At 65.6% G+C, this 22,858-nt stretch carries 21 protein-coding genes; 4 read left to right on the top strand and 17 right to left on the bottom strand.

The features are described 5' to 3' along the window. Positions 1–12 precede the first annotated feature (12 nt). On the bottom strand, positions 13–1,251 hold the full coding sequence (locus RS899_RS28630; RefSeq protein WP_315808630.1) for a sterol desaturase family protein: 1,239 nt from the start codon (positions 1,249–1,251) through the stop codon (positions 13–15). A 127-nt stretch (positions 1,252–1,378) separates the two neighbouring features. Between RS899_RS28630 and elbB the strand changes: the two genes are divergently transcribed. Next, positions 1,379–2,029 carry an isoprenoid biosynthesis glyoxalase ElbB gene (elbB, locus tag RS899_RS28625; RefSeq protein ID WP_233297017.1) on the top strand — a complete coding sequence of 217 codons (651 nt, stop codon included), beginning with the start codon at positions 1,379–1,381 and terminating at the stop codon, positions 2,027–2,029. Between the two features lie 145 nt (positions 2,030–2,174). Here the strand turns inward: elbB and RS899_RS28620 are convergent, their stop codons facing one another. The 6 genes from RS899_RS28620 to RS899_RS28595 form a co-directional block, all read right to left on the bottom strand. Next, positions 2,175–2,645: a YaiI/YqxD family protein gene (locus tag RS899_RS28620; protein WP_054910213.1), complete on the bottom strand. Its 471-nt coding sequence runs from the start codon at positions 2,643–2,645 to the stop codon at positions 2,175–2,177. 71 nt (positions 2,646–2,716) lie between these two features. After that, a complete protein-coding gene (locus RS899_RS28615) occupies positions 2,717–4,618 on the bottom strand; it encodes a cytochrome c/FTR1 family iron permease (protein ID WP_233297016.1) in 1,902 nt (633 codons plus the stop codon). 139 nt (positions 4,619–4,757) lie between these two features. Beyond that, positions 4,758–5,387 (bottom strand): LysE family transporter, encoded by a 630-nt coding sequence (locus tag RS899_RS28610; protein WP_054910211.1) that lies wholly within the window; start codon positions 5,385–5,387, stop codon positions 4,758–4,760. A 244-nt stretch (positions 5,388–5,631) separates the two neighbouring features. Next, complete coding sequence (locus RS899_RS28605; RefSeq protein WP_054910210.1) at positions 5,632–6,390, bottom strand: TerC family protein; 759 nt, start codon at positions 6,388–6,390, stop codon at positions 5,632–5,634. Positions 6,391–6,405: 15 nt separating this feature from the next. Then, positions 6,406–6,969 carry a mechanosensitive ion channel family protein gene (locus RS899_RS28600; RefSeq protein ID WP_315808629.1) on the bottom strand — a complete coding sequence of 188 codons (564 nt, stop codon included), beginning with the start codon at positions 6,967–6,969 and terminating at the stop codon, positions 6,406–6,408. Continuing rightward, complete coding sequence (locus tag RS899_RS28595) at positions 6,969–8,879, bottom strand: ATP-binding cassette domain-containing protein (protein ID WP_315808628.1); 1,911 nt, start codon at positions 8,877–8,879, stop codon at positions 6,969–6,971. Before RS899_RS28595 ends, RS899_RS28600 begins: the two co-directional genes overlap by 1 nt. A 47-nt stretch (positions 8,880–8,926) precedes the next feature. On the opposite strand from RS899_RS28595, the gene RS899_RS28590 reads away from it, so the two are divergent. After that, positions 8,927–9,391 carry a TIGR02444 family protein gene (locus RS899_RS28590; RefSeq protein WP_315808627.1) on the top strand — a complete coding sequence of 155 codons (465 nt, stop codon included), beginning with the start codon at positions 8,927–8,929 and terminating at the stop codon, positions 9,389–9,391. A gap of 3 nt (positions 9,392–9,394) precedes the next feature. On the opposite strand, the gene RS899_RS28585 is transcribed toward RS899_RS28590, so the two are convergent. The 3 genes from RS899_RS28585 to RS899_RS28575 form a co-directional block, all read right to left on the bottom strand. Continuing rightward, positions 9,395–10,549, bottom strand: coding sequence for an AlgP family protein (locus RS899_RS28585; protein WP_315808626.1), 1,155 nt, complete (start codon positions 10,547–10,549; stop codon positions 9,395–9,397). Between the two features lie 779 nt (positions 10,550–11,328). Beyond that, on the bottom strand, positions 11,329–11,796 hold the full coding sequence (locus RS899_RS28580; RefSeq protein WP_024766399.1) for an Rsd/AlgQ family anti-sigma factor: 468 nt from the start codon (positions 11,794–11,796) through the stop codon (positions 11,329–11,331). 257 nt (positions 11,797–12,053) lie between these two features. Further along, positions 12,054–12,539: a disulfide bond formation protein B gene (locus RS899_RS28575; RefSeq protein WP_054910205.1), complete on the bottom strand. Its 486-nt coding sequence runs from the start codon at positions 12,537–12,539 to the stop codon at positions 12,054–12,056. A gap of 116 nt (positions 12,540–12,655) precedes the next feature. Between RS899_RS28575 and RS899_RS28570 the strand changes: the two genes are divergently transcribed. After that, entirely contained in the window at positions 12,656–13,741 is a 1,086-nt protein-coding gene (locus RS899_RS28570; RefSeq protein WP_315808625.1) for a sorbosone dehydrogenase family protein, read from the top strand. A 48-nt stretch (positions 13,742–13,789) separates the two neighbouring features. Here RS899_RS28570 and RS899_RS28565 read toward each other — a convergent pair whose 3' ends face one another. The 6 genes from RS899_RS28565 to RS899_RS28540 all read right to left on the bottom strand — a co-directional run bounded on the left by RS899_RS28565 (position 13,790) and on the right by RS899_RS28540 (position 19,787). Next, a complete protein-coding gene (locus tag RS899_RS28565; RefSeq protein WP_315808624.1) occupies positions 13,790–15,022 on the bottom strand; it encodes a heme biosynthesis HemY N-terminal domain-containing protein in 1,233 nt (410 codons plus the stop codon). Next, complete coding sequence (locus RS899_RS28560) at positions 15,019–16,131, bottom strand: uroporphyrinogen-III C-methyltransferase (protein WP_315808623.1); 1,113 nt, start codon at positions 16,129–16,131, stop codon at positions 15,019–15,021. The genes RS899_RS28565 and RS899_RS28560 overlap by 4 nt, the downstream gene beginning before the upstream one ends. Positions 16,132–16,158: 27 nt before the next feature. Further along, complete coding sequence (locus RS899_RS28555; protein WP_054910201.1) at positions 16,159–16,917, bottom strand: uroporphyrinogen-III synthase; 759 nt, start codon at positions 16,915–16,917, stop codon at positions 16,159–16,161. After that, entirely contained in the window at positions 16,914–17,852 is a 939-nt protein-coding gene (hemC, locus tag RS899_RS28550) for a hydroxymethylbilane synthase (protein ID WP_315808622.1), read from the bottom strand. Before hemC ends, RS899_RS28555 begins: the two co-directional genes overlap by 4 nt. Before the next feature lie 113 nt (positions 17,853–17,965). Beyond that, the gene (gene algR / locus RS899_RS28545) at positions 17,966–18,712 is read right to left on the bottom strand and encodes an alginate biosynthesis regulator AlgR (protein WP_024766394.1); all 747 of its coding nucleotides are present in this window, start codon (positions 18,710–18,712) and stop codon (positions 17,966–17,968) included. Positions 18,713–18,716: 4 nt separating this feature from the next. Continuing rightward, positions 18,717–19,787, bottom strand: coding sequence for a sensor histidine kinase (locus tag RS899_RS28540; RefSeq protein ID WP_054910199.1), 1,071 nt, complete (start codon positions 19,785–19,787; stop codon positions 18,717–18,719). Positions 19,788–20,020: 233 nt separating this feature from the next. On the opposite strand from RS899_RS28540, the gene argH reads away from it, so the two are divergent. Then, the gene (gene argH, locus RS899_RS28535) at positions 20,021–21,415 is read left to right on the top strand and encodes an argininosuccinate lyase (protein ID WP_205338578.1); all 1,395 of its coding nucleotides are present in this window, start codon (positions 20,021–20,023) and stop codon (positions 21,413–21,415) included. 54 nt (positions 21,416–21,469) lie between these two features. Here the strand turns inward: argH and RS899_RS28530 are convergent, their stop codons facing one another. Next, entirely contained in the window at positions 21,470–22,666 is a 1,197-nt protein-coding gene (locus tag RS899_RS28530) for an HDOD domain-containing protein (RefSeq protein WP_315808621.1), read from the bottom strand. Positions 22,667–22,858: the final 192 nt, after the last annotated feature.

Genomic DNA, 22,858 nt, shown 5'->3' with positions numbered 1-22,858 from the left:
CGCGCTGACTGATCAGGCCACCTGCGGCAGGCGCTCGGCGCGCCGCAGGCCGAGCAGACCGATCAGGCTGAACAGCGAGTAGACCGCCAGCGCCCAGGGCGCCCACTGCGGCAACTCAACTCCTCCCCACAGTGCCAGCGCCGCGACTGCCGGCACGTTCAGCGCCAATCGCAGCAGTTCCAGGCGCAACGCCCAGGCGCGGTTCTCCAGCCAGCAGCCGATGGCGTAGAGACCGAAAGCCATCCAGCCCCAGCCGATCACCAGCGGCAGCACTTGCCAGCCCTCCCCGACGCCCAGCAACCAGGTTCCGACCACCACATAGGTGGCGAACTGCAGAGCGGCGTACCACTGCCGGCCGCGCGTCAGCGGCACCTCGAACTTGCGGAAGGCCGCCAGGTCAGGCTTGGCCATGGGATAGCGCTGGGCGACGTCCTCGGGGCGCCAGCCGGTACGCATGAACCAGATGCGCAGCTTGTCCCACAGGCTGCCGGCACGGCGCGCATCGTTCCACAGGTGCGCATAGACCTGCAGGTTGGCCCACAGCGGGTTCCAGCTGGCCAGGGGGACCGTCACGCCGAACACCACCGGCTCTTCGTCCAGTTCTTCCTGGAAGGTGCCGAACAGGCGGTCCCAGAGAATGAACACGCCACCGTAGTTGCGATCCATATAGACAGGGTTCTGTGCGTGGTGCACGCGGTGGTTGGACGGGGTGATGAAAACCCATTCGAACCAACCCAGCTTGGGAATGTGCCGGGTGTGCACCCAGAACTGGTAGAGCAGGTTCAGCGCGCCGACGGTAAGAAACACCAGCGGCGGCACCCCGGCAATGGCCATGGGCAGGTAGAAGATCCAGCCGAAGAGGAAGCCGGTGCTGGTCTGCCGCAGTGCGGTGGAGAGGTTGTAGTCCTCGCTCTGGTGGTGCACCGAATGCGCGGCCCAGAGCACGTTGCGCTCATGGCCGAGGCGGTGGTTCCAGTAGTAGCAGAAGTCGTAGAAGACGAAGGCGAACGCCCAGACCCACAGGCTTTTCGCCGACAGGTCGAACAGCGCGAGGTGCTGCCAGGCGATGGTGTAGGTCACCACTGCCAGCCCCTTGGTCAGCAGGCCACTGGTGGTCGACAGGACCCCCGCGCTGAGGCTGTTCAGCGCATCGCTCAGGCGATAGGTGCGCAGGCCGCGCCAGCGGTCAGCGAGCAACTCGACCACAATCAGCAGGAAAAAGAATGGCACGGCGAAGAGGATGTAGTTCATGGCACGACCGAATCGTTATGCTTATGAGGAAGGATCCTAGTCCCTTGCCCGCCGCCGGCCACGGCCGTCGGCGACAGCCCGGGCGGCATATCGCGACAGCCCCGGCCCCCTCGAACAGGAGCAGTCCATGAAGAAAGTTGCCGTTATCCTTTCCGGTTGTGGCGTCTACGACGGCGCGGAAATCCATGAAAGCGTGATCACCCTGCTGCGCCTGTCCCAGCGCGGCGCCCAGGTGCAGTGCTTTGCGCCGAACATCGAGCAGCACCACGTGCTGAACCACCTGACCGGTGAGGAAATGGCCGAGAAGCGCAACGTCCTGGTGGAGTCCGCACGTATCGCCCGTGGCGAGGTGAAGGATATTCGCGAGGCCAAGGCCGAGGACTTCGACGCCCTGATCGTGCCCGGCGGCTTCGGCGCGGCGAAGAACCTCAGCGATTTCGCCTTCAAGGGCGACCAGTGTCAGGTGCAGCCGGACGTGCTGGCGCTGGCCAAGGCCTTCGCCGCCGCGAAGAAGCCGGTTGGCCTGATCTGCATCGCCCCAGCCATGGCCGCGCGCATCTTCGGTGAAGGCGTCGAGTGCACCATCGGCACCGACGAGGGCACCGCCCAAGCACTGACCAGCATGGGCGCCAAGCACATCGACTGTGCCGTGGAAGACATAGTCGAAGACAAGGAGCACAAGCTGGTCACCACTCCCGCCTACATGCTCGCGCAATCCATCGCCGAAGCCGCCAGCGGCATCAACAAGGCGGTCGATCGGGTGCTGGAGCTGGCCTGAAGCTCCTCGACTGAGGCGTTCGCCAGCAAGCTCGCTCCTACGAAGAGCGGCTGCGACCTGCAGGAGCGAGCCTGCTCGCGAACTGCCGCAACGCCGACGTAGCCCAGCGGAATAAAAACGCCCGGCATTGCCGGGCGTTTTCGTTTCAGGCCTTGCGGCTCTCCGCCTCGCGCATGAGGCGCGTCAGCAGGCGGTCCAGGCTGTTGGCGAAGGCCTGGCGGTCCTTGTCGCCGTAGGGCGCCTGCCCTCCTCCCACCTGGCCCTGCTCGCGCAGGTCGGTGAACAGGTTGCGCACGGCCAGGCGTTCGCCCATGTTCTTCTCGTCGAACTCGCGGCCTCGCGGGTCCAGCGCATCGACTCCCTTTTTCACCAGCCGGTCGGCCAGCGGCACGTCGCTGCAGATCACCAGGTCGCCCGGCTCAGCCTGCTCCACCAGGTAATCATCGGCGGCGTCCATCCCGCTGGGTACGACGATCAGGCTGACGCAGGCGAACGGCGGCTTGGCCACGGGTTGCCCGGCGACCATCACCACCTCCAGCTTGCGCTTGAGGGCGAACTTCGCCACCAGGTCCTTGGCCGCGCGCGGGCAGGCGTCGGCATCGATCCAGATACGCATCGGAAAACCATTCTCCAGAAAGCACGACGGCCAGTATCGCACTGGCCGTCGTGTATCGCTCAGCTATCGCCTCAGGAGGAGGCCACCTCGGCCGCCTTGCGGCGCTCGGAGAAGTAGCTACGTCCGTAAAGCACAGCCACTGCCAGCAATGCCGCGGCCTGGGCCGACAACGAATAGGCGTCGGCCTTGATGCCGAGCCAGTCGAAGTCGAAGAACGGCACCGGGCGGGTGCCGATCACGCCGGCTTCCTGCAGGGCGACCACGCCGTGGCCGGCGAAGACCACCGACAGGGCGCAGAGCAGCGCGGCGTTGACGGTGAAGAACAGCTTCAGCGGCAGCTTCGCCGAGCCGCGCAGGATCACGAAGGCAATCGCGATCAGGACCACCACGGCGGTGCCCGCACCGGCGATCACCGCGTTGTGACCGGCCGGGCCGGCCTGCAGCCAGAGGGTCTCGTAGAACAGGATGACCTCGAACAGCTCGCGGTAGACCGAGAAGAATGCCAGCACGGCGAAGCCGAAGCGTCCGCCGCCGCCCACCAGGCTGCTGCGGATGTAATCCTGCCAGGCGGCGGCATGGCGGCGGTCGTGCATCCACACGCCGAGCCAGAGCACCATCACGCAGGCGAACAGCGAGGTGAAGCCCTCCATCAGCTCGCGCTGGGCGCCGCCGATATCGATCACATACGCCGCGACTGCCCAGGTGGCGAAGCCGGCGACGAAGGCCAGGCCCCAGCCGATGTGCACGCCGCGCACGGCCTTCTCCTGCCCGGTGTTGCGCAGGAAGGCGAGGATCGCCGCCAGCACCAGGATCGCTTCCACGCCTTCGCGCAGGAGGATCAGCAGCGCCGAGAGGAAGCTGATGGAGAAGCTCAGCGAGTCGCCGCTCAGGGCCTTGGCGGCATCCACCAGCTTGGCCTTGGCCAGCTCCAGCTGCTGGGCCGCCTCGGCTTCCGGCAGGCCATCACGCAGCGCCTGGCGGTAGGCCATCAGTTGCTTCTCGGTGGCCTTGCGCAGGTCGGCGTCGACGTTGTCCAGCGACGACTCCACCAGCTCGAAGCCTTCCAGGTACGCGGCGACGGACAGGTCGTACGCCTGGTCGTGGTCGCCGGAACGGTACACGGCGAAGCTCTTGTCCAGTGTCGCGCTGGTGTAGTCGATCAGTTGCGCCGGGCCACGGTGTTCCAGCGGCGGGTGCGCACGCAGGGCGCGGAAGCTTTCGGCCGCGGCCTCGCCGTCGTGATCGGCGACATCCGCTGGCGTCTGGGTCGACAAGGTGGCCAGCGGGTAGGCGTGAGCCGGGTCGACCTTGGCCTGGCCGGCGCTGAGGCTGGCGACATAGGACGCGAGGTCCCAGCGCTGACGCTCGTCGAGCTGGTCGGCGAAGGCCGGCATGTCGGTACCGGAAACACCCAGGCCGATTACGTTGCGCAGATCGTAAAGACTGAGCTGGTCGAGGCGCACGCGGTCGGTCAGGTTGGCCGGCGGCGGCTCCAGGCCAATACCGGCCGGGCCATCGCCCTTGCCGGCGTCACCGTGGCAGATCGAGCACTGCTGGGCGTACACCTCGGCGCCGCGGGCCGGGTCCGGGGTGATCGCGGGGGTCTGTACCACCTGGTAGATGTCGGCGACGCGTGCCTCCAGGTGACGAGCCTGCTGGGCAACCTGCTTGCCCGGCTGACGCTGCTCGATGGCCTGCTTGAGGCTCGCGGCGTCCTTTTCCAGGTCGGCGCGCTCAGGGCGCGCCGGCAGGGTGAGGATCAGCGAATGGAGATTGCCGACGAATTCCAGCTGCTCCTTGTATTCGCTGTTGTTGATTACCTTGCCGTCGGCGACGGTGGCGGGGTAGTCAGCAGCGAGGTAACTGAGCAGGTGAAGCGCTTGAGCCGGGTCGACAGCCGTGTCGGCGTGAGCTCCAAGGCTGAAAAGGCCGACCAGCGGCAACAGCCAGACGAAAAGTTTGGAGGGGCGCATACGGGAAGTTAAATGAGAATGAAAGAGATTAAATTGTCACCTCAGGTTTCCGTCTATGCAAGGACAATGTCCCGCAGAGCTGCGCCCGAAGTATTCGTGCGGCCACGCCCGCACTTTCGCCAGCGCCCCTCAAACGCCCTCAGGCCGGGGCTCGGCGCACAGTAGCAAGCAGCGCGGCGGCACCTACGAAGAGGGTAGCGAAAGTGCGATTCATCACCCGCTGCTGGCGCTGCGAGCGCAGCGCACGCAGCACGCGGGCGGCCAAACCGGTGTAGCCGGCCATGACGATCAGGTCGACGGTGATCATGGTCGCGCCCATGATCACGTACTGGATCGCCATCGGCCGATGCGGGTCGACGAACTGCGGCAGTACCGCGAGCATGAAGATCACCGCCTTGGGGTTGCTGGCATTGACCAGGAAGCCGCGCAGCACCAGGGTCAGCGGCCGCCCGATGGGGCGCTCGCCGCTCGCCGCCATCACCTGCGGGGCAGCAGTCCACTGGCGGTAGGCGAGATAGACCAGGTAGACCACGCCGAACCACTTGATCGCGCTGAAGGCCACTGCCGATGCCGAGAGCAGCGCGCCGACGCCGGCCGCGACGATGGCGATCTGCAGGGCGAGGCCGATCTGCAGGCCCAGGGCATTCCAGTAGCCGCGCCAGAAGCCGTATTGCAGCCCGCAGGACATCGAGGCGATGGCCCCGGCGCCGGGCGACAGGCTGATAACCCAGCAGGCAATGAAGAAGGCGAACCAGGTACTGGCGAGCATTGCGGACCTCACGGCGCCCAGGCAGGCGCAATAATTTGTTACGGAGACCCAGTGTGCCTCAGTCAGGCTGCGCCGCCCAGCGCTACCGACGAAGGTCGGGTGAACCTTGCAGGAGCGAGCTTGCTCGCGAACCGCCTCAGCTGCGGAGTCGCTGGAAACTCTCTTCGCGAGCAAGTTCGCTCCTGCGAAGGGCCCAAGAAAAAGCCCGGCAACAGGCCGGGCTTTTTTCGTCAACGCAGGCCGATCAGCTCGGAATGTCCTTGCGCAGCTTCACCGGCTCTTCGCCGCGCTTGCGCGCCAGGGCGCCGCGCAGGCGAATGTTGATCGCCTCCACTGCCAGCGAGAAGGCCATGGCGAAGTACACGTAGCCCTTGGGCACGTGGATCTCGAAGGCTTCGGCGATCAGCACGGTGCCGACCACGATGAGGAACGACAGCGCCAGCATCTTCAGCGATGGGTGCTTCTCGATGAAGGCACTGATGGTGCTGGCCGACAGCATCATCACGCCGACCGAGATGACGATGGCCGCCACCATCACCGGTACATGCTGCACCAGGCCCACGGCAGTGATCACCGAGTCCAGGGAGAAGACGATGTCGATGATCGCGATCTGGATGATGATGCCCATGAAGCCGCGGGACTTGCCGCCCTGCTGGCCGCCCTCTTCCGCGCCTTCGAGGCTGTGGAAGATTTCCATGGTGCTCTTGAACAGCAGGAACAGGCCGCCGAAGAACAGGATCAGGTCGCGCCCGGAAATGCCGTGGTCGAACACCGTGAACAGGTCCGCGGTGAGGCGCATCACCCAGGTGATCGAGAGCAGCAGCAGGATACGCGTGCCCATCGCCAGGGCCAGACCAAAGAAGCGCGCCTTGGGTTGCTGCTCGGGCGGCAGGCGGCCGACCAGGATCGAGATGAAGATGATGTTATCGATGCCCAGTACGATTTCCAGGGCAGTCAGGGTCAGAAAGGCAACCCAGATCTCAGGGCTTGTGAGCCATTCCATAGTGGGAGACGTCCGTCAGGGGGTGGTGGGAAAGTTCGGGCCGCGCCAACGGCGAATGGCCTTCTGGAAGAACAGATTGTTCGGTACTTGCAGCAGTGCGTCGGGCGCGCCGTCCTCGGCAACTTCTTCCAGCGTGGTGTAGAGCAGGTTGATTGCCACTACCCGGCCTTTCACACCGGGCTTGTCGGCGGACTCGATGACTTCCACACGGTCGCCCAGGCGGAACGGCCCCATGGTGAAGATCATCAGGGCGCAGAACAGGTTGGAGAGCACGCTCCAGATGGCGAAGAAGGCCACGGCGGCGACGGCCGCAAAGCCGGTCAGCGCAGCCCACAGCACGTCCGCGGACACACCCAGGCGCTCCAGCACCAGCATTACCGCCGAGCCCATGATCAGCCAGCGCAGGCCGCCGCGCAGGGGCAGCAGCAGTTCCGGCGGCATCGGGTAGCGCTCACCGAGGCGACTGAGGGCGCGCGTCACGATGCGCTGCACCACCCAGGCCAGCAGCAGGATGAGGATGATCTGCCCGCCACGCAGCAGTGGTTCGCTCCACGCCACCAGCAGGTTCACGTCACCCATCACTCACTGGCCTCGAGCTGGCGCTGCAGTTCTTCGAGGGTTTCCAGGGCCATCAGCCAGGACTCTTCCAGTTCGCTTTCGCGGGTCTTGAGAGTTGCCTGGCGAGCCAGCAGGTCACGCAGTTCGTCCTTGCGCGCAGCTTCGTAGAGGGCGCCGTCGCCCAGGCGCTCCTCCAGTTCGGCGAGCTGCTCGTGGACCTTGCCCAGCTCCTTCTCCAGCTTGTCGGCTTCGCGCTTGTGCGGGGCGAGTTGCTGGCGCAACGCAGCGGCCGCCTGGCGCTGGGCGCGCTTGTCGGTCTTGTCGCCGGCGGGTGCGGCGGGCGAAGACGGCGTCTGGCGGGCGCGGAAGTCCACCAGCCAGCGCGCGTAATCGTCGAGGTCGCCATCGAACTCGCGGATACGCCCATCGGCCACCAGCAGGAATTCGTCGGTGGTGCTCTTGAGCAGGTGACGATCGTGGGACACCACCACCACGGCACCGGAGAACTCCTGCAGCGCCAGGGTCAGCGCCAGGCGCATTTCCAGGTCGAGGTGGTTGGTCGGTTCGTCGAGCAGCAGCAGGTTGGGCTTCTGCCAGGCGATCAACGCCAGGGCCAGGCGCGCCTTCTCGCCGCCGGAGAAGTTCAGCACGGGCTCGTCGCAGCGCTCACCGCGGAAGTCGAAGCCGCCGAGGAAGTCGCGCAGGGTCTGCTCGCGCTCAGCCGGCGCGATGCGTGCCAGGTGCAGTAGCGGGCTGGCCTTGGGGTCCAGCGAGTCGAGCTGGTGCTGGGCGAAGTAGCCGATGGCGAGGTTTTCGCCGCGGGCGAGCTCGCCGTCCAGCAGCGACAGGTCGCCGGACAGGGTCTTGATCAGGGTCGACTTGCCCGCGCCGTTGGGGCCGAGCAGGCCGATGCGCGCGCCAGGCACCAGCTGCAGCTTGACCTTCTCCAGCACGGTCTTGTCGCCGTAGCCCAGGCGGGCTTCGGAGAGATTGAGCAGCGGGCTGGAGATCTTGTCGGACTCGCGGAAGGCGAAGTCGAACGGCGAATCGACGTGGGCCGGCGCCAGTTCTTCCAGGCGTTCCAGTGCCTTGATCCGGCTCTGCGCCTGACGGGCCTTGGTGGCCTGGGCGCGGAAGCGGGCAATGTACTTTTCCATGTGCGCGCGTTGCGTCTGCTGCTTCTCGTACGCCTGTTGCTGCTGGGCGAGGCGTTCGGCGCGGGTGCGCTCGAAGGCCGAATAGCCGCCGCGATACAGGGTCAGCTTGCGCTGTTCGAGATGGGCGATGTTGTCCACCACGGCATCGAGGAAATCGCGGTCGTGGGAGATCAGCAGCAGCGTACCCGGATAGCCCTTGAGCCACTCTTCCAGCCAGAGGATGGCGTCGAGGTCCAGGTGGTTGGTCGGTTCGTCGAGCAGCAGCAGTTCGGACGGGCACATCAGCGCCTGCGCGAGGTTCAGGCGCATCCGCCAGCCACCGGAGAAGTCGCCGACGCGGCGGTCCATCTGCTCGGGCGTAAAGCCAAGCCCCGCCAGCAGCTTGCGCGCACGGGCGTCGGCGGTGTATCCGTCGGCACTGTCCAGCTCGCTGTGCAGGCGCGCCAGGGCAGTGCCATCGTGGGCGTCTTCGGCCGCGGCAAGGTCCGCCTGGATCTTGCGCAGGTGCACGTCGCCGTCAAGCACGTAGTCGACGGCGAGGCGGTCGAGAGTCTCGACCTCCTGGCGCATGTGCGCGATGCGCCAGTCCGCCGGCAGGTAGCAGTCGCCGGCATCCTGGCCAAGCTGGCCGCGCAGCAGGGCGAACAGGCTCGACTTGCCGGCGCCGTTGGCGCCGATCAGGCCGACTTTCTGTCCGGCGTGCAGGGTGAGTTCGGCACCTTCCAGCAAGCGCTGGGGGCCACGCTGTAGCGTAAGATTTTGTAGTCGAATCATGGCGGCGGAGTTTATCAGCTTCGCCTGGCAATCGCTGTGGGTGCTCTATGTCTGATGATGTCTGGTCGTATGCGCTGAAACTCTACGCCCGCCCTGGGGTTGAAGCGGCTTGCCTGTCGTTGCAGGAAGGCGGTGCGGATGTCTGCCTGCTGCTCGCTTCGGTCTGGCTGGGAAGCGCTGGCGTGACCTTCTCGCCATCGCGGATGAGCGCGCTGGAATGTGCTGCGCGGGAGTGGCGCGAGGAAGTGATAGTGCCGCTGCGTTCGCTGCGTCAGCGCTGGCGCGAACCGGCGAAGCAGGATGCTGGGCTGGCGCCGCTGCGAGAGCGGATCAAGCAGCTCGAACTGGAAGCGGAAAAGGTGCTGCTGGGAAGACTGGAGGCGGTGGCAATCGGCTGGCCACGAGGTGAGGCGCAGGAACTGGTGTACTGGCTGGAAGCTGCAGCCGGTGAAGCGGGCGGCTTGCGCCGCGATGCGCAGGAAACCCTGCGCATCGCGGCGAGCCTCTCCTGAGCCTCAGGAAGCGCTGGAGGAGGTGCTGCTGGCCGGAGTAGCCGGTGCCGGAGTGGTGCTGGCAACCGGGGTAGCGGCCGGAGTGCTCGGCTGGGCAGCCGGTGCGCTCGGAGCAGCCGGAGCGGCCGGTTTGGCAGCGGTGGCGGGCTTGGGCGCAGCAGGCTTGGCGGCCGGTTTTGCGGCAGGCTTGGCAGCGGCCTTCACCGCGGGTTTGGCGGCCGGTTTCGCGGCCGGTTTCGCGGCGGCGGCAGGCTTGGCAGCCGGTTTCGCAGCGGCTTTCGCGGCAGGTTTGGCAGCAGCGGGCTTGGCGGCAGCAGGCTTGGCAGCGGCTTTCGCGGCGGGCTTGGCGGCAGGTTTGGCAGCGGCTTTCGCAGCAGGCTTGGCAGCCGGTTTCGCGGCTGGTTTGGCGGCAGCAGCGGCAGGCTTAGCAGCGGGTTTGGCTGCCGGCTTGGCGGCGGCTTTCGCAGCAGGCTTGGCGGCTGGCTTCGCGGCAGCTTTGGCAGCCGGCTTGGCAGCAGCGGGTTTTGCAGCGGCAGTTTTCGCAGCCGGTTTCGCAGCGGTTTTAGCGGCAGGCTTGGCAGCGGGTTTCGCGGCAGGCTTGGCAGCGGCTTTGGCAGCAACAGGCTTGGCAGCGGCAACCTTGGCAGCCGGTTTCGCAGCAGGCTTGGCAGCGGCTTTCACGGCAGGTTTGGCAGCGGCTTTAGCGGCCGGTCTGGCGGCAGCCTTGGCAACCGGCTTGGCAGCAGCAGCGACCGGCTTGCGGGTAGCGAGGGACTTGCCAGCGGCTTCCTTCACCTTGGTCACGCCCTGGGCGAGCTTCAGGCTCTCCTGCACATCACGCTTGAGATTGGCGATGTAGGCACGGGTTTCGGTCTGACGGGCCTTCAGGACATCCAGGGCGCCGTCGATATCGGCGATGGTCGACTTGGCTTTTGCCTGCGCCTTCGCCTTGCCGGCCTTGGTCGCGTCCTGCAGTTTGGCGCGAGCCTTGTGCAGCTTCTCCTGTGCCTTGCCGCGTTGTTTCTCGAGCTTGGCGAGCAGCTTTTCGGAATCGACCAGCGCCTGCTTGCAGGCACCTTCGAGGTGTTCGATCAGACTGTTGGACAACTGGTGCAGCAGATGCAACGGAGTGGTGACGGGTTTCTTGTTGGCCGACATGACGTGCCTCCTGGCGGACGTGGTTGCGCCCATACTAGCCCCGCTGATGGCCTCTCGCCAATGTCCTGATTACGCTGCAGGCCGCAGCAGGCATCGGCTTCAGAGGTTTTCAGCGGTGCGCGAAGGCGCGTTTTTTCACTCACCCAGTGACGCTGTAACTCGCACTTGGTTCCCGCGAGTGATCGCCTGGCCGCACGCAAAGCCGCATGACGCGCGGGCTTGAGCACCGAAAATATATTTTTCGAGACTGCCGCAAAGCCGCGTCATAGAGCCTTTCAAGCCATCACTCACCAGGCCGCCAGGCCGCCATTCAGAACCCACTGGTGCACCTCGACGCCGCTCGAAAATATCTCCGGCGAAGGAGCGAATCGATGCTCGCTCACACCCTTGCACACAATCGAAAAACAACCGCCTCGGGCATCGTTTTCACCTTCGAAAAATTCACGCACCACCCTCATTGCGAGCTGCCGAACGGCGTGAGTTTTCACCATGGCGCGCTGACGCCGAGACAAGCTGCGAAGTGCGAAAAAATCGCGGACAGAGCCCGCCCCTGCGCTTCGGGACGATGCTGGGGAGGTACGCGAAATAGCCCCACGGCAGAGGACCGGGGCGAAGAGATGGCCTGGCACAGATTCGTCAAAAGACGACAGCGCCTTTTAACCGAACATGAACCACGAGCAGGCTCTGTCCGCGATCGGCTTGAACGGCACGAACCCAATCCTGAAACGAACACGGCGCGATCACCGGGAGTGATCGCGCCGTGTTCGGCAACACCATGATCAGGCCAGGACGGCTTTCTGCTCGTGGGCGTTGTGCAGCACCTCGATCAGGCAATCTTCCAGTTCGAAGCGTTCGTGCAGTTGCTGGCGCAGACTCTTCAGCTCGCTGGTCAGGCAGGTGCCTTCGCGGCAGTCGCCGTTATCGCAACGATCGTTGAAGTTCAGCGCGTTGGCGGTGATGGTTTCCAGACGGGGGTAGATCTGCTTGGCCAGTTCCAGGCCCCGCGTATCACCAAAGGCCTGCGCCTCGTTCATCAGCTGTTCGTAGACTTCGAAGTGGCCCGCCGACACGTAGTCGAGCAGGAGCTGACAGAAGTTCTGGAGATTCTCGGCGTTGGTCTTCGGCGCCTGGACACCGTCCAGGGAATCGAATGCCCGGACCAACTCATGTCGATCCCGCAACCAGCGGTCGATCAGCTGGTGTACGCCTCCCCAACGTTCCTGGGCATTACGGCAGCTCTCGAGCATGTTGTCCTCACTTCCCTTTTCGCCGTCCCGGCAAAGTCCGCCCCGGGACAATATTCTGTCGAATCTCGACATCCGCGATGTGTGAAGCTTGTTCGGCGGCGGCTTTCCGACGGAGTGGAAACCCAGAGTATGCCCGCCCGTTATCGCCTTCAAGACACCAGCAGCGGGAAAATTCATACGGGCGTTTAATCGACAGACCGCGATGCCTCTGGCCTGCACCGATCAGGTGCAGGCCATGGCGATTTGAGATGCGACGCTCAGCCGCGGCGGCGGAAGAACTGCACGATGGCGAACAGGGCGAAGCCGATGAAGGCCAGCAGGCTCCACTCCGGAATGCTCAGGCCGAGCAGGGTCCAGGAGACTTCGGCGCAGTCGGCCGAACCGTGGAACATGGTCCAGATGATGTCGGCATAGGGCATGCTCTCCATCATGTATTCCAGCGGCGGCAGGCAGGACGGCAACTGGTCCGGCGGCAGGGTCTGCAGCCACACCTGGCGGCCCGCAGTACCGGCGCCACCCAGGGCGCAGAGCAGGATCAGCACCGAGTAGACGCGCGGAGCACGGCCGTGCAGCGCGGCGATCAGCGAGAACAACCCGCAGCCGGCAAAGAAGATGCGCTGCAGGATGCACAGCGGGCAGGGCTCCAGCCCGACCATGTACTGCAGGTAGAAGCCCGTGCCGAGCATGGCGACGCAAGCGAGGAAAGCGAGGAAGAACAGGGACCGAGGGCTGGCCAGATTCATGGCGGCTCCGCTGAAAAGCGCTGTTGCAGGAAAGGCCGCTACGGTAGAGGAAACACCGCGATCAGTTCAAGGCAAGTGTCTAGACTGGCCGTGGCACTCATCCGGGAATCCATGCCATGCGTCGTCATTTCCTGCTTTGCTCGCTGCTTTCCCTGACAGCGGTTCCAGCCATCGCCGCCACAGATCTCAGCCACATCCGCTTGCCTGAAGGCTTCCATATCAGCTTGCTGACCGACCAGGTTCCCGGCGCGCGCGCCATGGCCTGGGGTGACAAGGGCACGCTGTTCGTGGGCAGTCGCTCCTCCGACAAGGTCTACGCGGTGAAGCCCGACGGCCAGGTGAAGGTGCTCGCCGATGGCCTGCAGATGCCCGTAGGCGTGACCTTTCACAAGGGCGACCTGTACGTGTCCTCGCTCAGCCGCATCGTCGTGCTGCGCGATATCGAGGCGCGCCTTGATGCTCCGCCCAAGGCAGAGGAACTGCCCGCAGTGTTTCCGAAAGAGACTGCGCACGGCTGGAAGTTCATCGCCTTCGGCCCGGACGACAAGCTCTATGTGCCGGTCGGTGCGCCGTGCAATATCTGCCGTCCGGATCGCGAGCAGTACGCCAACCTGCAACGCATGAACGCCGATGGCAGCGCGCGGGAGGTGGTCGCCTACGGCATTCGCAACACCGTCGGCTTCACCTGGCACCCGCAGACGAAGCAGTTGTGGTTCACCGACAATGGGCGCGACATGCTGGGCGATGACAAGCCCGACGACGAGTTGAACAAGGTCAGCAAGGTGGGCGAGGATTTCGGCTATCCCGACTGTCACCAGGGCGACATCGCCGACCCGGAGGAAGGCAGGAAACCCTGCTCCGCCTTCACCCCGCCAGTGGCCAAACTCGGCCCGCACGTAGCCGCGCTGGGGCTGCGCTTCTACACCGGCGAACAGTTCCCGGCCGAGTACCGCAACAACCTGTTCATCGCCGAACACGGCTCGTGGAATCGCACGCAGAAGATCGGCTACCGCGTAGCGCGGGTCGAACTCAACGAAGACGGCACGCTGAAGCGCCAGAGCATCTTCGCTGAAGGATGGCTCAGCAAGGACGGCGAGGTGCACGGGCGGCCAGCGGACGTCTTGGTAGCGCCGGACGGCTCGCTGCTGGTCAGCGACGATCAGAACGGCGCGATCTACCGCATCCGCTACGGCAACCCCTGAAATCGAAAACGGCGCCCTCGGGCGCCGTTTTCACTACCAGCGACGGGATCAGGCGCGCACTGCCAGCGCCGACGCCGCCGGAGGGGCCAGTAAACCAAGGCCTTCCTGGAACAGCTGGTTGCTGCGCTCTACCTCACCGAGCTGCGCCAACAGGCGCGCCAGTTCGGCGCAGGTTTCCGCGCTGCGCTGGCGAGCCAGGCTGGCTTCCAGGTATTCGCGCGCCTTGCCCCACAGTTTGTTCTGCAGGCACAGGCGACCGAGGGTAAGCAGCAGCTCCGGATCGTCGCCGTGCTGCTTCAGCCAGCCTTCGGCGGTCTTCAGCTGGTGCGCGCCATCACGGCCACGGGCGCGGCCATAGAGGTGCACCAGACGGCTGTCGTAGCCCTCCTTGAGCGCCTTGCGCAGTACTTCCTCGGCCTCTTCCGGCGCCCCCAGGCGCAACAGCTGATCGGCGTACGCGGCCACCAGCGGCGGTTGCGCGCGAAGGTTGGTCGGCACGTTCTGCCAGCGCTGGGTCAGCGGCTGCAGACTGCTTTCGCCCTGGCCAATGCCCTGTTCGCCCGCCTCGCCCAACGCGGCCATCCAGGTGCGGCGCTCCAGATCAGCCAACTCGGCGTTCTGCAGCACGCGCTCCTTGCGCAGCTCTGGCAACAACACGCACAGCGCCTGCCACTCGTGGAGACTGACGTACAGCTGCTGGAGCAGGCGCAGCACGGTCGGATGACGTGGGTGATCCTGGTGCAGCTTGTCCAGCACCACGCGGGCGCGGGCGAAATCGCCCCGGTTGATCAGCAGCTGCGCGCGGGTCAGGCCCACGGCGAGCTCGGTGCCGGGCTCGCGCTCCTGCGCGCGGTCGAGCAACTCGTCGCATTCTTCGGTCTTGCCCAACTCGTTTGCCGCGCGGGCGGCGCCCAGGTAATGCGGCAGTGGGCGATCGCTAAGCTCCGCGGCACGACGCAGATGACGCAGCGCCTGCGCCCAGTGGCCTTCAGCGAGATCACGTTGACCATGTTCCTCGGCCAGCTGCGAGCGGCGGCGGCGGTTGAAGCGCGACCAGGGATTCACCACCCGCCCGGAAACGCCCAGCAGCCGCAGCACCAGCCGTACAGCGAGATAGATCACCCAGAGCACCACCAGCAGCGCCAGGAAGGTCCACAGGCTGGATTCGTAGCGGAAGCTCTTGTAGGCGATCAGCACGTAACCTGACTGTTCGGCGATAGCCAACCCGACCAGGGTGGCCGCCAGGACCACGGCGAGGATCAGGACATAGACGCGGCTCATGGCTGGGTCCCCGCGTCCGGCGCCACCGCCTCCTGCTGCTGCACCGCGCTTTCGCGGCGCGACAGGTAGGCCTGCAGCGAACTCAGGGCCGGGCCGAGGTCAGGCGTCTGCACGGTGACGGCCTGGCCGCTGAGCTCATCCAGGCGCGCAATCAGCGCACGGCTGTCGGCGAGGTCTGCGTTGAAGAAGTCGCCGACGATCTGCTTGGCCTGCTTCAGTGCCTGCTCGTAGACGTCCTGCTTGCCATTCAAAGCGGCCCACTGCGCCTGTTCCAGGGCGAGGCTCAGAGCCAGGCGCACACGGTCCAGTTGCTGGCCGGAGAGCAGCGGGCGGATGTCCTGGCCGGCGTTGAAATCGATGCGCACGTAGCGCGAGATGCGTTCCCACCACTGGTCCCAGGTGCTGCTGCCATCACCCCAGGCGGTGCTCGGGCCGGTACCGCCCTCGGAGGGCTTGAACGCCGGGTTCAGTGGTTGCAGCTGGGCAGCCTGGTCACGCAGCGCGCCCAATTGCAGGAACAGCCCGGTGCGGTCCGGACGCGGCAGGGCGCGCAGCGCTTCGAGGCTCTTGGCCAGTTGCGCACGAGCGGCGAAGGCGCCCGGATCATTGTTTACGCGAAGAATGTCGTCCGCGCCCTGGACCAGTTCGGTCGCGCTGTCGATGTCCTGCAGCGCGGAGAGGCGCAGCGCGGCCAGACGCAACAGGTGTTCCGATTCGGCCAGTCGCCACTGCTGGCGGCTCTGCCCCAGCACCTGCTTGACCTGCTTGGCCAACTGCTGCTGGTCGCTCTGCAGCTCCACCACCAGGCGGCGACGGGCCTCCAGCTCATCGGCGTTGGGCAGGGTGTCCAGGCGCTTGCTCAAGTCCGCGTTGGCACTCTGCACGCCCTGCGCCTGGGCGCGGGCATCCTCCAGTTGCGCAGCGCGCTGCTGCTCGACACCCTTGAGCTGCTGGACCTGCCAGATGCCCCAGCCGCCTGCGGCGAGGCCAGCGGCGCCGACCAGCAGGGCCAACAGCGCAATACCCGTGCCACCCTTGCGCGGGGCCGGCGCGGGGGCCGGACTGGACGATGTTGGTGAAGTCTCTTGGGGAGTGACGGCTTCGCTCACAGATCCATCCTTCGCTCAGAAATTATTCTATTCGGCGCTTCTCAGCGCCTCCATCAGTGCCACAGCGCTGGCGCCCCGACAATCGATCACTCGCTGCGCACCCATCTCCCGCGCCTGCTCAGCCACACGCGGGCTGGGCACGAACAACGGCATCGCACTCACCTGCGGCCAATCCTGTGCGGCGAGCAGCTGCAGATGTTCCAGCCCCTGCCCACTACTGACCGCGATGGCATTCAAACGCTCCCCCTGAATTCGCCGTAGCAATTCGCCTTCGGGGTAGCACGGCATTTCGCGCCGGTAGAGTTCCAGATAGTCCACCGCCACGCCTTGGCCGCGCAGGCGCTCGGCAAGGAATTCTCGGCCACTCTCGCCGCGCATGATCAATACCTTCGGATCATGCACCTGCAGGGCCTGCTCGAACGCTGGCAGGGCCAGCAGGGCTTCACTGTCGTCACCGCCCTGCGGGCAGACCACATCCAGACCGTAGTCTTCGAGGATAGCCGCCGTGGCCGCGCCCACGGTAAACCAGCGCTGGGTCAGCGGCGGTTGCGGCCAGTAGCGGTCGAGCCGCTCCAGGCCCAGGCGCGCCGCGGGCTTGCTGACCACGATAACCGCGCAGTAGCGGTCCAGGTCAAGGATCAGGCTGCGTTCGGCGGGTGTCTCTTCGCGAGGCGTGATCGTGAGCAAGGGCAGGCAGTCGCCGTGGATACCGTGCTCGGCGAGGGTGGCGGCGAGTGCCGCGCAGTCCTCTTCGGGACGGGTCAGCAGCAGCCGCCAGCGGCTCACGGGTGACCGGCCTCGCCGTAGACTGCGGTGAGGATTTCCTCGGCGCCCTGGCCCAGCAGGTCTTCCGCGACCTTCACGCCGAGGGTTTCGGCTTCGGCCAGCGGGGCGCGAGCTTCGGCGCGCAGCAATTGGCTGCCATCGGGCTGGCCGACCAGGCCGCGCAGCCACAGTTGCTCGCCTTCGAGGATGGCGTAGCAGGCGATAGGCACCTGGCAACCACCGTTGAGGCGCTTGTTCAGTGCACGCTCGGCAGTGACGCGCAAGGCTGTCTCGCGGTGATGCAGCGGCTGCAGCAGCGCGTGGATTTCCGCGTCAGCGGTACGGCACTCGATGCCCACCGCACCCTGGCCGCCGGCCGGCAGGCTGGCTTCGACGCTGATGGAGGAGCGGATGCGGTCTTGGAAGCCGAGGCGGATCAGGCCGGCGGCGGCGAGGATGATGGCGTCGTATTCGCCGGCATCGAGCTTGGCCAGTCGGGTATTGACGTTGCCGCGCAGGAAGCGGATCTGCAGGTCCGGGCGGCTGGCCAGCAACTGGGCCTGACGGCGCAGACTGGAGGTGCCGACCACGCTGCCGGCGGGCAGGTCGTCGAGACTGGCGTAGGTATTGGAAACAAAGGCGTCGCGCGGGTCTTCACGCTCGCAGATGCAGTACAGGCCCAGGCCTTCGGGGAAATCCATCGGCACGTCCTTCATGGAGTGCACAGCGATGTCCGCTTCGTTCTCCAGCAGGGCGGTTTCCAGTTCCTTGACGAACAGGCCCTTGCCACCGATTTTCGCCAGTGGCGCATCCAGCAGCTTGTCGCCGCGGCTGGTCATCGGCAGGAGGGTCACGGTCAGGCCGGGGTGGGCCTGCTCCAGGCGGGCCTTGACGTATTCGGCCTGCCAGAGTGCCAGGGCGCTCTGGCGCGTGGCGATACGGATTTCGCGAGACATGGGCATTTCCAGGCAAAGGAAGCGTGCAAGAAAGTGCCCGCATGATAACAGCTCACGCAAACGAAAAGCCCGGGGGCCGCCCCCCGGGCTTCAGGCGCTGCGGCACTGTGTCGCTACAGGTTGTGCATGAGCCGCCGGACACCGGCGACATGGCGGCGGCTGACAGTCAGCGCATCGCCGTTGAGTCCTTTCAGGTACAGCTGGAAGTGCCCCAGCGGGGTGCGCTGCAGGCGCTCGATACGTTCGCGGGAAACCAGCGCGTTGCGGTGGATACGCACGAAGCGATCACCGAACTCGTCTTCCAAGGCTTTCAGCGGCTCGTCCAGCAGCACTTCGCCGCCAGCGTGGCGCAGGGTCACGTACTTGTGGTCGGCGATGAAGAAGATCACATCTTCCAGCGGGATCAGCTCGATGCCCTTGCGGGTCCGCGCGCTGATGTGACTGCGCGGGCCGGGGCCGCCGGCCGCCGGAGGCTTGGTCAGCGCCGCCAGTTGCACGCGGTTGGGCCGCGAGGCCTTCTTCAGGGCCTCGGCCAGGTCCTCGCTGCGGACCGGTTTGACCAGGTAGCCGACCGCACTGACCTGGAACGCCTCCAGGGCGAATTCATCATGGGCGGTGCAGAAGATCACCGCCGGCGGGGCTTCGCGCTCGCACAGCTTGGCGGCCACCTGAAGCCCGTCCAGGCCGGGCATGCGGATATCCAGCAGGACGATATCCGGCTTCAGGCTGTCGATCAGCGTCAGCGCTTCTTCACCGTTGCTGGCGGAGGGCTCGAGGACGCGATAGCCGTCCAGTTGCCCCACCAGCCGGGCCAGGCGCTCTCGCGCCAGGGGTTCGTCATCGACGATCAGGACATTCATAAGCTCAGGCTTCCTGCATGAGACGCGCACATGGATAGCGTAGACAGGTGAAGTGCCGTCCGTCACGGCGCTCGACGCTGAGACTAGCTTTTGGCCCGAAAAGTGCCGCAAGTCGCGCTGCAATATTTTGCAGGGCCTGCTTGGTCCCCTTCGTGGGCAGCGTCTCGGTCGATTCGTCGTACGGGTTGCTCACGCAGAGCTGGAACACACCGTCACGGTATTCCGCCTCAACTTTCACCAGCCCGCCTTCGATGCGCGGCTGGATGCCATAAATCAATGAGTTCTCCAGCAACGGCTGCAGTGTCAGCTGGGGAATCGGCACACCATCGGGCACGCCGCTCACCTGCCAGTCCATCTGCAACCGGTCGCCAAGACGGAACTGCTCAATGGAAAGATAGCGTCTGGCCAGCTCAAGTTCCTCTCCCCAGGAAATTAATGTTCCAGGTTTGGCCAGGCTGGCGCGAAAAAGATCCGAAAGATTCAGCACCGCCAGCTCGGCCTTGCCCGGATCGATCTCGATCAGGCTGGCGATACTGTTCAGGCTGTTGAACAGGAAGTGCGGACGGATGCGCGCCTGCAGCGACTCGATCCGCGCCCGCAGCTCGGCCTGTTCCTGCCGCCGCCATTGGCTCTGGAGATAAAAGTAGCGTAGCAACAGCGTGGACATGATGAGCGCAATCAATGCGTGTCGCAGGTAGAGATTGACTTCGCCGGTGCGCGACATGGGGCCGCCGAGGGAGAAATAATCTGCCACCCAGGTGCAGCCCAGGGTCAGCAGCACCACCAGCGCGCAGCTGAGCAGCCCGGAGACCCACGTCGGCCAGCGCGCCATGAACGGTCGCAGTTGGCACAGCAGGCCGGCCGAGAGCAGCACGATCCACTGCACGAACAGCGAGGACAGCGCCAGGCGCACCCAGTTGAAGCTGGGAGTCATCGGCTCGGCGAGCACCAGCACGAGCACCAGCAGCTCGGCGAGCAGCACGAGGCTGAACAGCGCCTCGGGCTGGCAGAGTTCGGGAATGAAGAAGTCTTCGTTGGGCGCCGGCTTGTCGCCGGTCTTCGTCAGTATGGGCATCGACGCAGTTTCCGTAAGCGCCTGCACGGCGGCAAGCACCGCGTGCGACCAAAAGCCTGGAATTGTCGGCCAGCGCAAGGATCGGCCGCCGGCCCCGCGGCGATTCGCCGCCGCTGCACGGCCGCAACCCGCCAAAGCGCCGCCGGTTTTGTCCCTCAGCCTGCTATTATCGTCGCACTTTGCCCTTCATGCAGGCCGCGCGCCGCGCCTGCCCGTTTCAGCGAGAGAGATCCATGAGCGTAGAGAAGACCAACCAGTCCTGGGGCGGCCGCTTCAGCGAGCCCGTCGATGCCTTTGTCGCCCGCTTCACCGCTTCCGTCGACTTCGACAAGCGCCTCTACCGCCACGACATCATGGGCTCCATGGCCCACGCCACGATGCTGGCCAAGGTCGGCGTGCTGACCGATGCCGAGCGCGACACCATCATCGATGGCCTGAAGCAGATCCAGGGCGAGATCGAGGCCGGCACCTTCGACTGGCGCGTCGACCTGGAAGACGTGCACATGAACATCGAAGCGCGCCTGACCGACCGCATCGGCATCACCGGCAAGAAACTGCACACCGGCCGTTCGCGCAACGACCAGGTCGCTACCGACATCCGCCTGTGGCTGCGCGACGAGATCGACCTGATCCTCGCCGAGATCACCCGCCTGCAACAGGGCCTGCTGGGCCTGGCGGATGCCGAAGCCGACACCATCATGCCCGGCTTCACTCACCTGCAGACCGCCCAGCCGGTGACCTTCGGCCACCACCTGCTGGCCTGGTTCGAAATGCTCAGCCGCGACTACGAGCGCCTGGTGGACTGCCGCAAGCGCGCCAACCGCATGCCCCTGGGCAGCGCGGCGCTGGCTGGTACAACCTACCCAATCGACCGCGCTATCACCTGCGAACTGCTGGGATTCGAAGCGATCTCCGGCAACTCGCTGGACGGCGTGTCCGACCGTGACTTCGCCATCGAGTTCTGCGCCGCGGCCGCCGTGGCGATGATGCACCTGTCGCGCTTCTCCGAAGAGCTGGTGCTCTGGACCAGTGCCCAGTTCCAGTTCATCGACCTGCCCGACCGCTTCTGCACCGGCTCCTCGATCATGCCGCAGAAGAAGAACCCGGACGTACCGGAGCTGGTGCGCGGCAAATCCGGCCGCGTGTTCGGCCACCTCGCCGGCCTGCTGACCCTGATGAAGGGCCAGCCGCTGGCGTACAACAAGGACAACCAGGAAGACAAGGAGCCGCTGTTCGACGCCGCGGATACCCTGCGCGACAGCCTGCGCGCCTTCGCCGACATGGTCCCGGCGATCAAGCCCAAGCGCGAGATCATGCGTGAAGCGGCCCGCCGTGGCTTCTCCACCGCCACCGACCTCGCCGACTACCTCGTACGCCGCGGCCTGCCGTTCCGTGACTGCCACGAGATCGTCGGCCACGCCGTGAAATACGGCGTGGACAGCGGCAAGGACCTCGCCGAAATGAGCCTGGACGAACTGCGCCAGTTCAGTGACCAGATCGACGACGACGTATTCGCCGTGCTGACCCTGGAAGGTTCGGTGAATGCCCGCGACCACATCGGCGGCACCGCACCGAACCAGGTCCGCGCCGCTGTCGTCCGCGGCAAGGAACTGCTGGCTTCGCGCTGATCGCGCTACTCGCCAGAAGCAAAGGCCGCGTCAATCGACGCGGCCTTTTTCGTTTCAGCTTCTGCCTAGAAAGCCCAGCTGCGCCGGCGTCAGCCGCAACATGCGCGCAGCCTTGTGTTCGGTCAGGGTCGGCAATTCGCTCTCCGGCAGGCGCGCTGCGCTGGAAGCCAGGTTGACGATCAGCGCCTCGCGGCTGAACACGCCATTGTCGATGGCGTAGGCCGCGGCGATCAGGTTGCGCAGTTCCAATGGCAGGCGCCAGCGGGTGCGCAGAGCGGAGCCAAAGCTCGCGCCGTGCTCCTTCAGAGACTTCTCCACCTCCGCCTCGCTCAGCGCGCCACCGGCGCTGTGCCAATCCTGCAGGCTGCGCAGCAGCGCGAGGTCCCCCAGGCAGTGCAACAGTCCGGCGGTGAAGCAGCGGTCGGCATCGGCACCCAGGGACTCGGCCAAGGCGAAGGCACCATCGGCAGTGTGCCGCGACAGCTCCCAGAAGCGCTCGGCGCGCTCTTTCAGCAACGGGTCGGCCAGTGTCGCGGCGCGCTGCAGCGCGACCGCCAGCATCAGGTTCAGTGCCTGCGCCACACCCAGGCGTGACAGTGCCTGCATCAGCGTCTGGCAGGGCATGCCGACATGCCGTGCAGCGCTGTTGGCGGCGGAGATCAGGCAGGCGGTGATCTGCGGATCATGGCCGAACTCCTGGTCGAGCATTTCCAGGTTGATGTCACTGGCTTCCATGCAGCGATTCACCGCTGCACCAACCTCACCCATCAGCGGTGCGCCCTCGGTGGCGTCGCGTTCGGTTTGCAGGAAGCGCTCCAGCGACAGGCTCTGCTCCAGCGTGGGCAATTCGCAGACGACGTTCTCGCCCGGTGCGAGCAGCAGCGAGCGCAGCCGCTCGCGCAGGTTCTCGGCATTGAAGGGCTTGACCAGGTAAGCGGTGGGCGCCAGCGGCAAGGCCGCACGCACACTGGCGGCATCGGCCTTGGAGCTGATCAGGATGAAAGGCTGGGCGACCGGCCCGCGGCGGCGCATGCGCACATGGCGCAGCAGTTCGAGGCCGTCACTGCCGGGTAACTCGCGCTCCGCCAGGATCAGGGCGAAAGGATGCCGGCGGCAGGCCTCGATAGCCGTGTCGCCGTCTTCGCAGAATTCGACGTTCGCATCGCAGCGTACGCTCAGCACCAGCTGGCCAAGCAGCTCGCGGCTCCAGGGATCGCTGGCAGCCACCAGCACGCCGGGAGAAACGCTCATGGATCACACCTCGTTCGGGACGAATGCCGTCGCGGGCGGAAACAACCGATCCAGAGCCTTCCCTGCCGAGTGCCCGGCCCTTCGGATGCCGCCGGCCAACGGCCTACGGATACTGCGCAGCGTAGTCCAAAGCCCTCAGGCTTCCCATGCGCGCCATCAACTTCGGGGGACAATTCTCACAAAAAAAGGCGC

It is taken from the genome of Pseudomonas sp. C9-3 (assembly GCF_032392015.1).
Taxonomy (GTDB): domain Bacteria; phylum Pseudomonadota; class Gammaproteobacteria; order Pseudomonadales; family Pseudomonadaceae; genus Pseudomonas; species Pseudomonas nitroreducens.
This window is presented reverse-complemented; position numbering and strand designations above follow the sequence as displayed.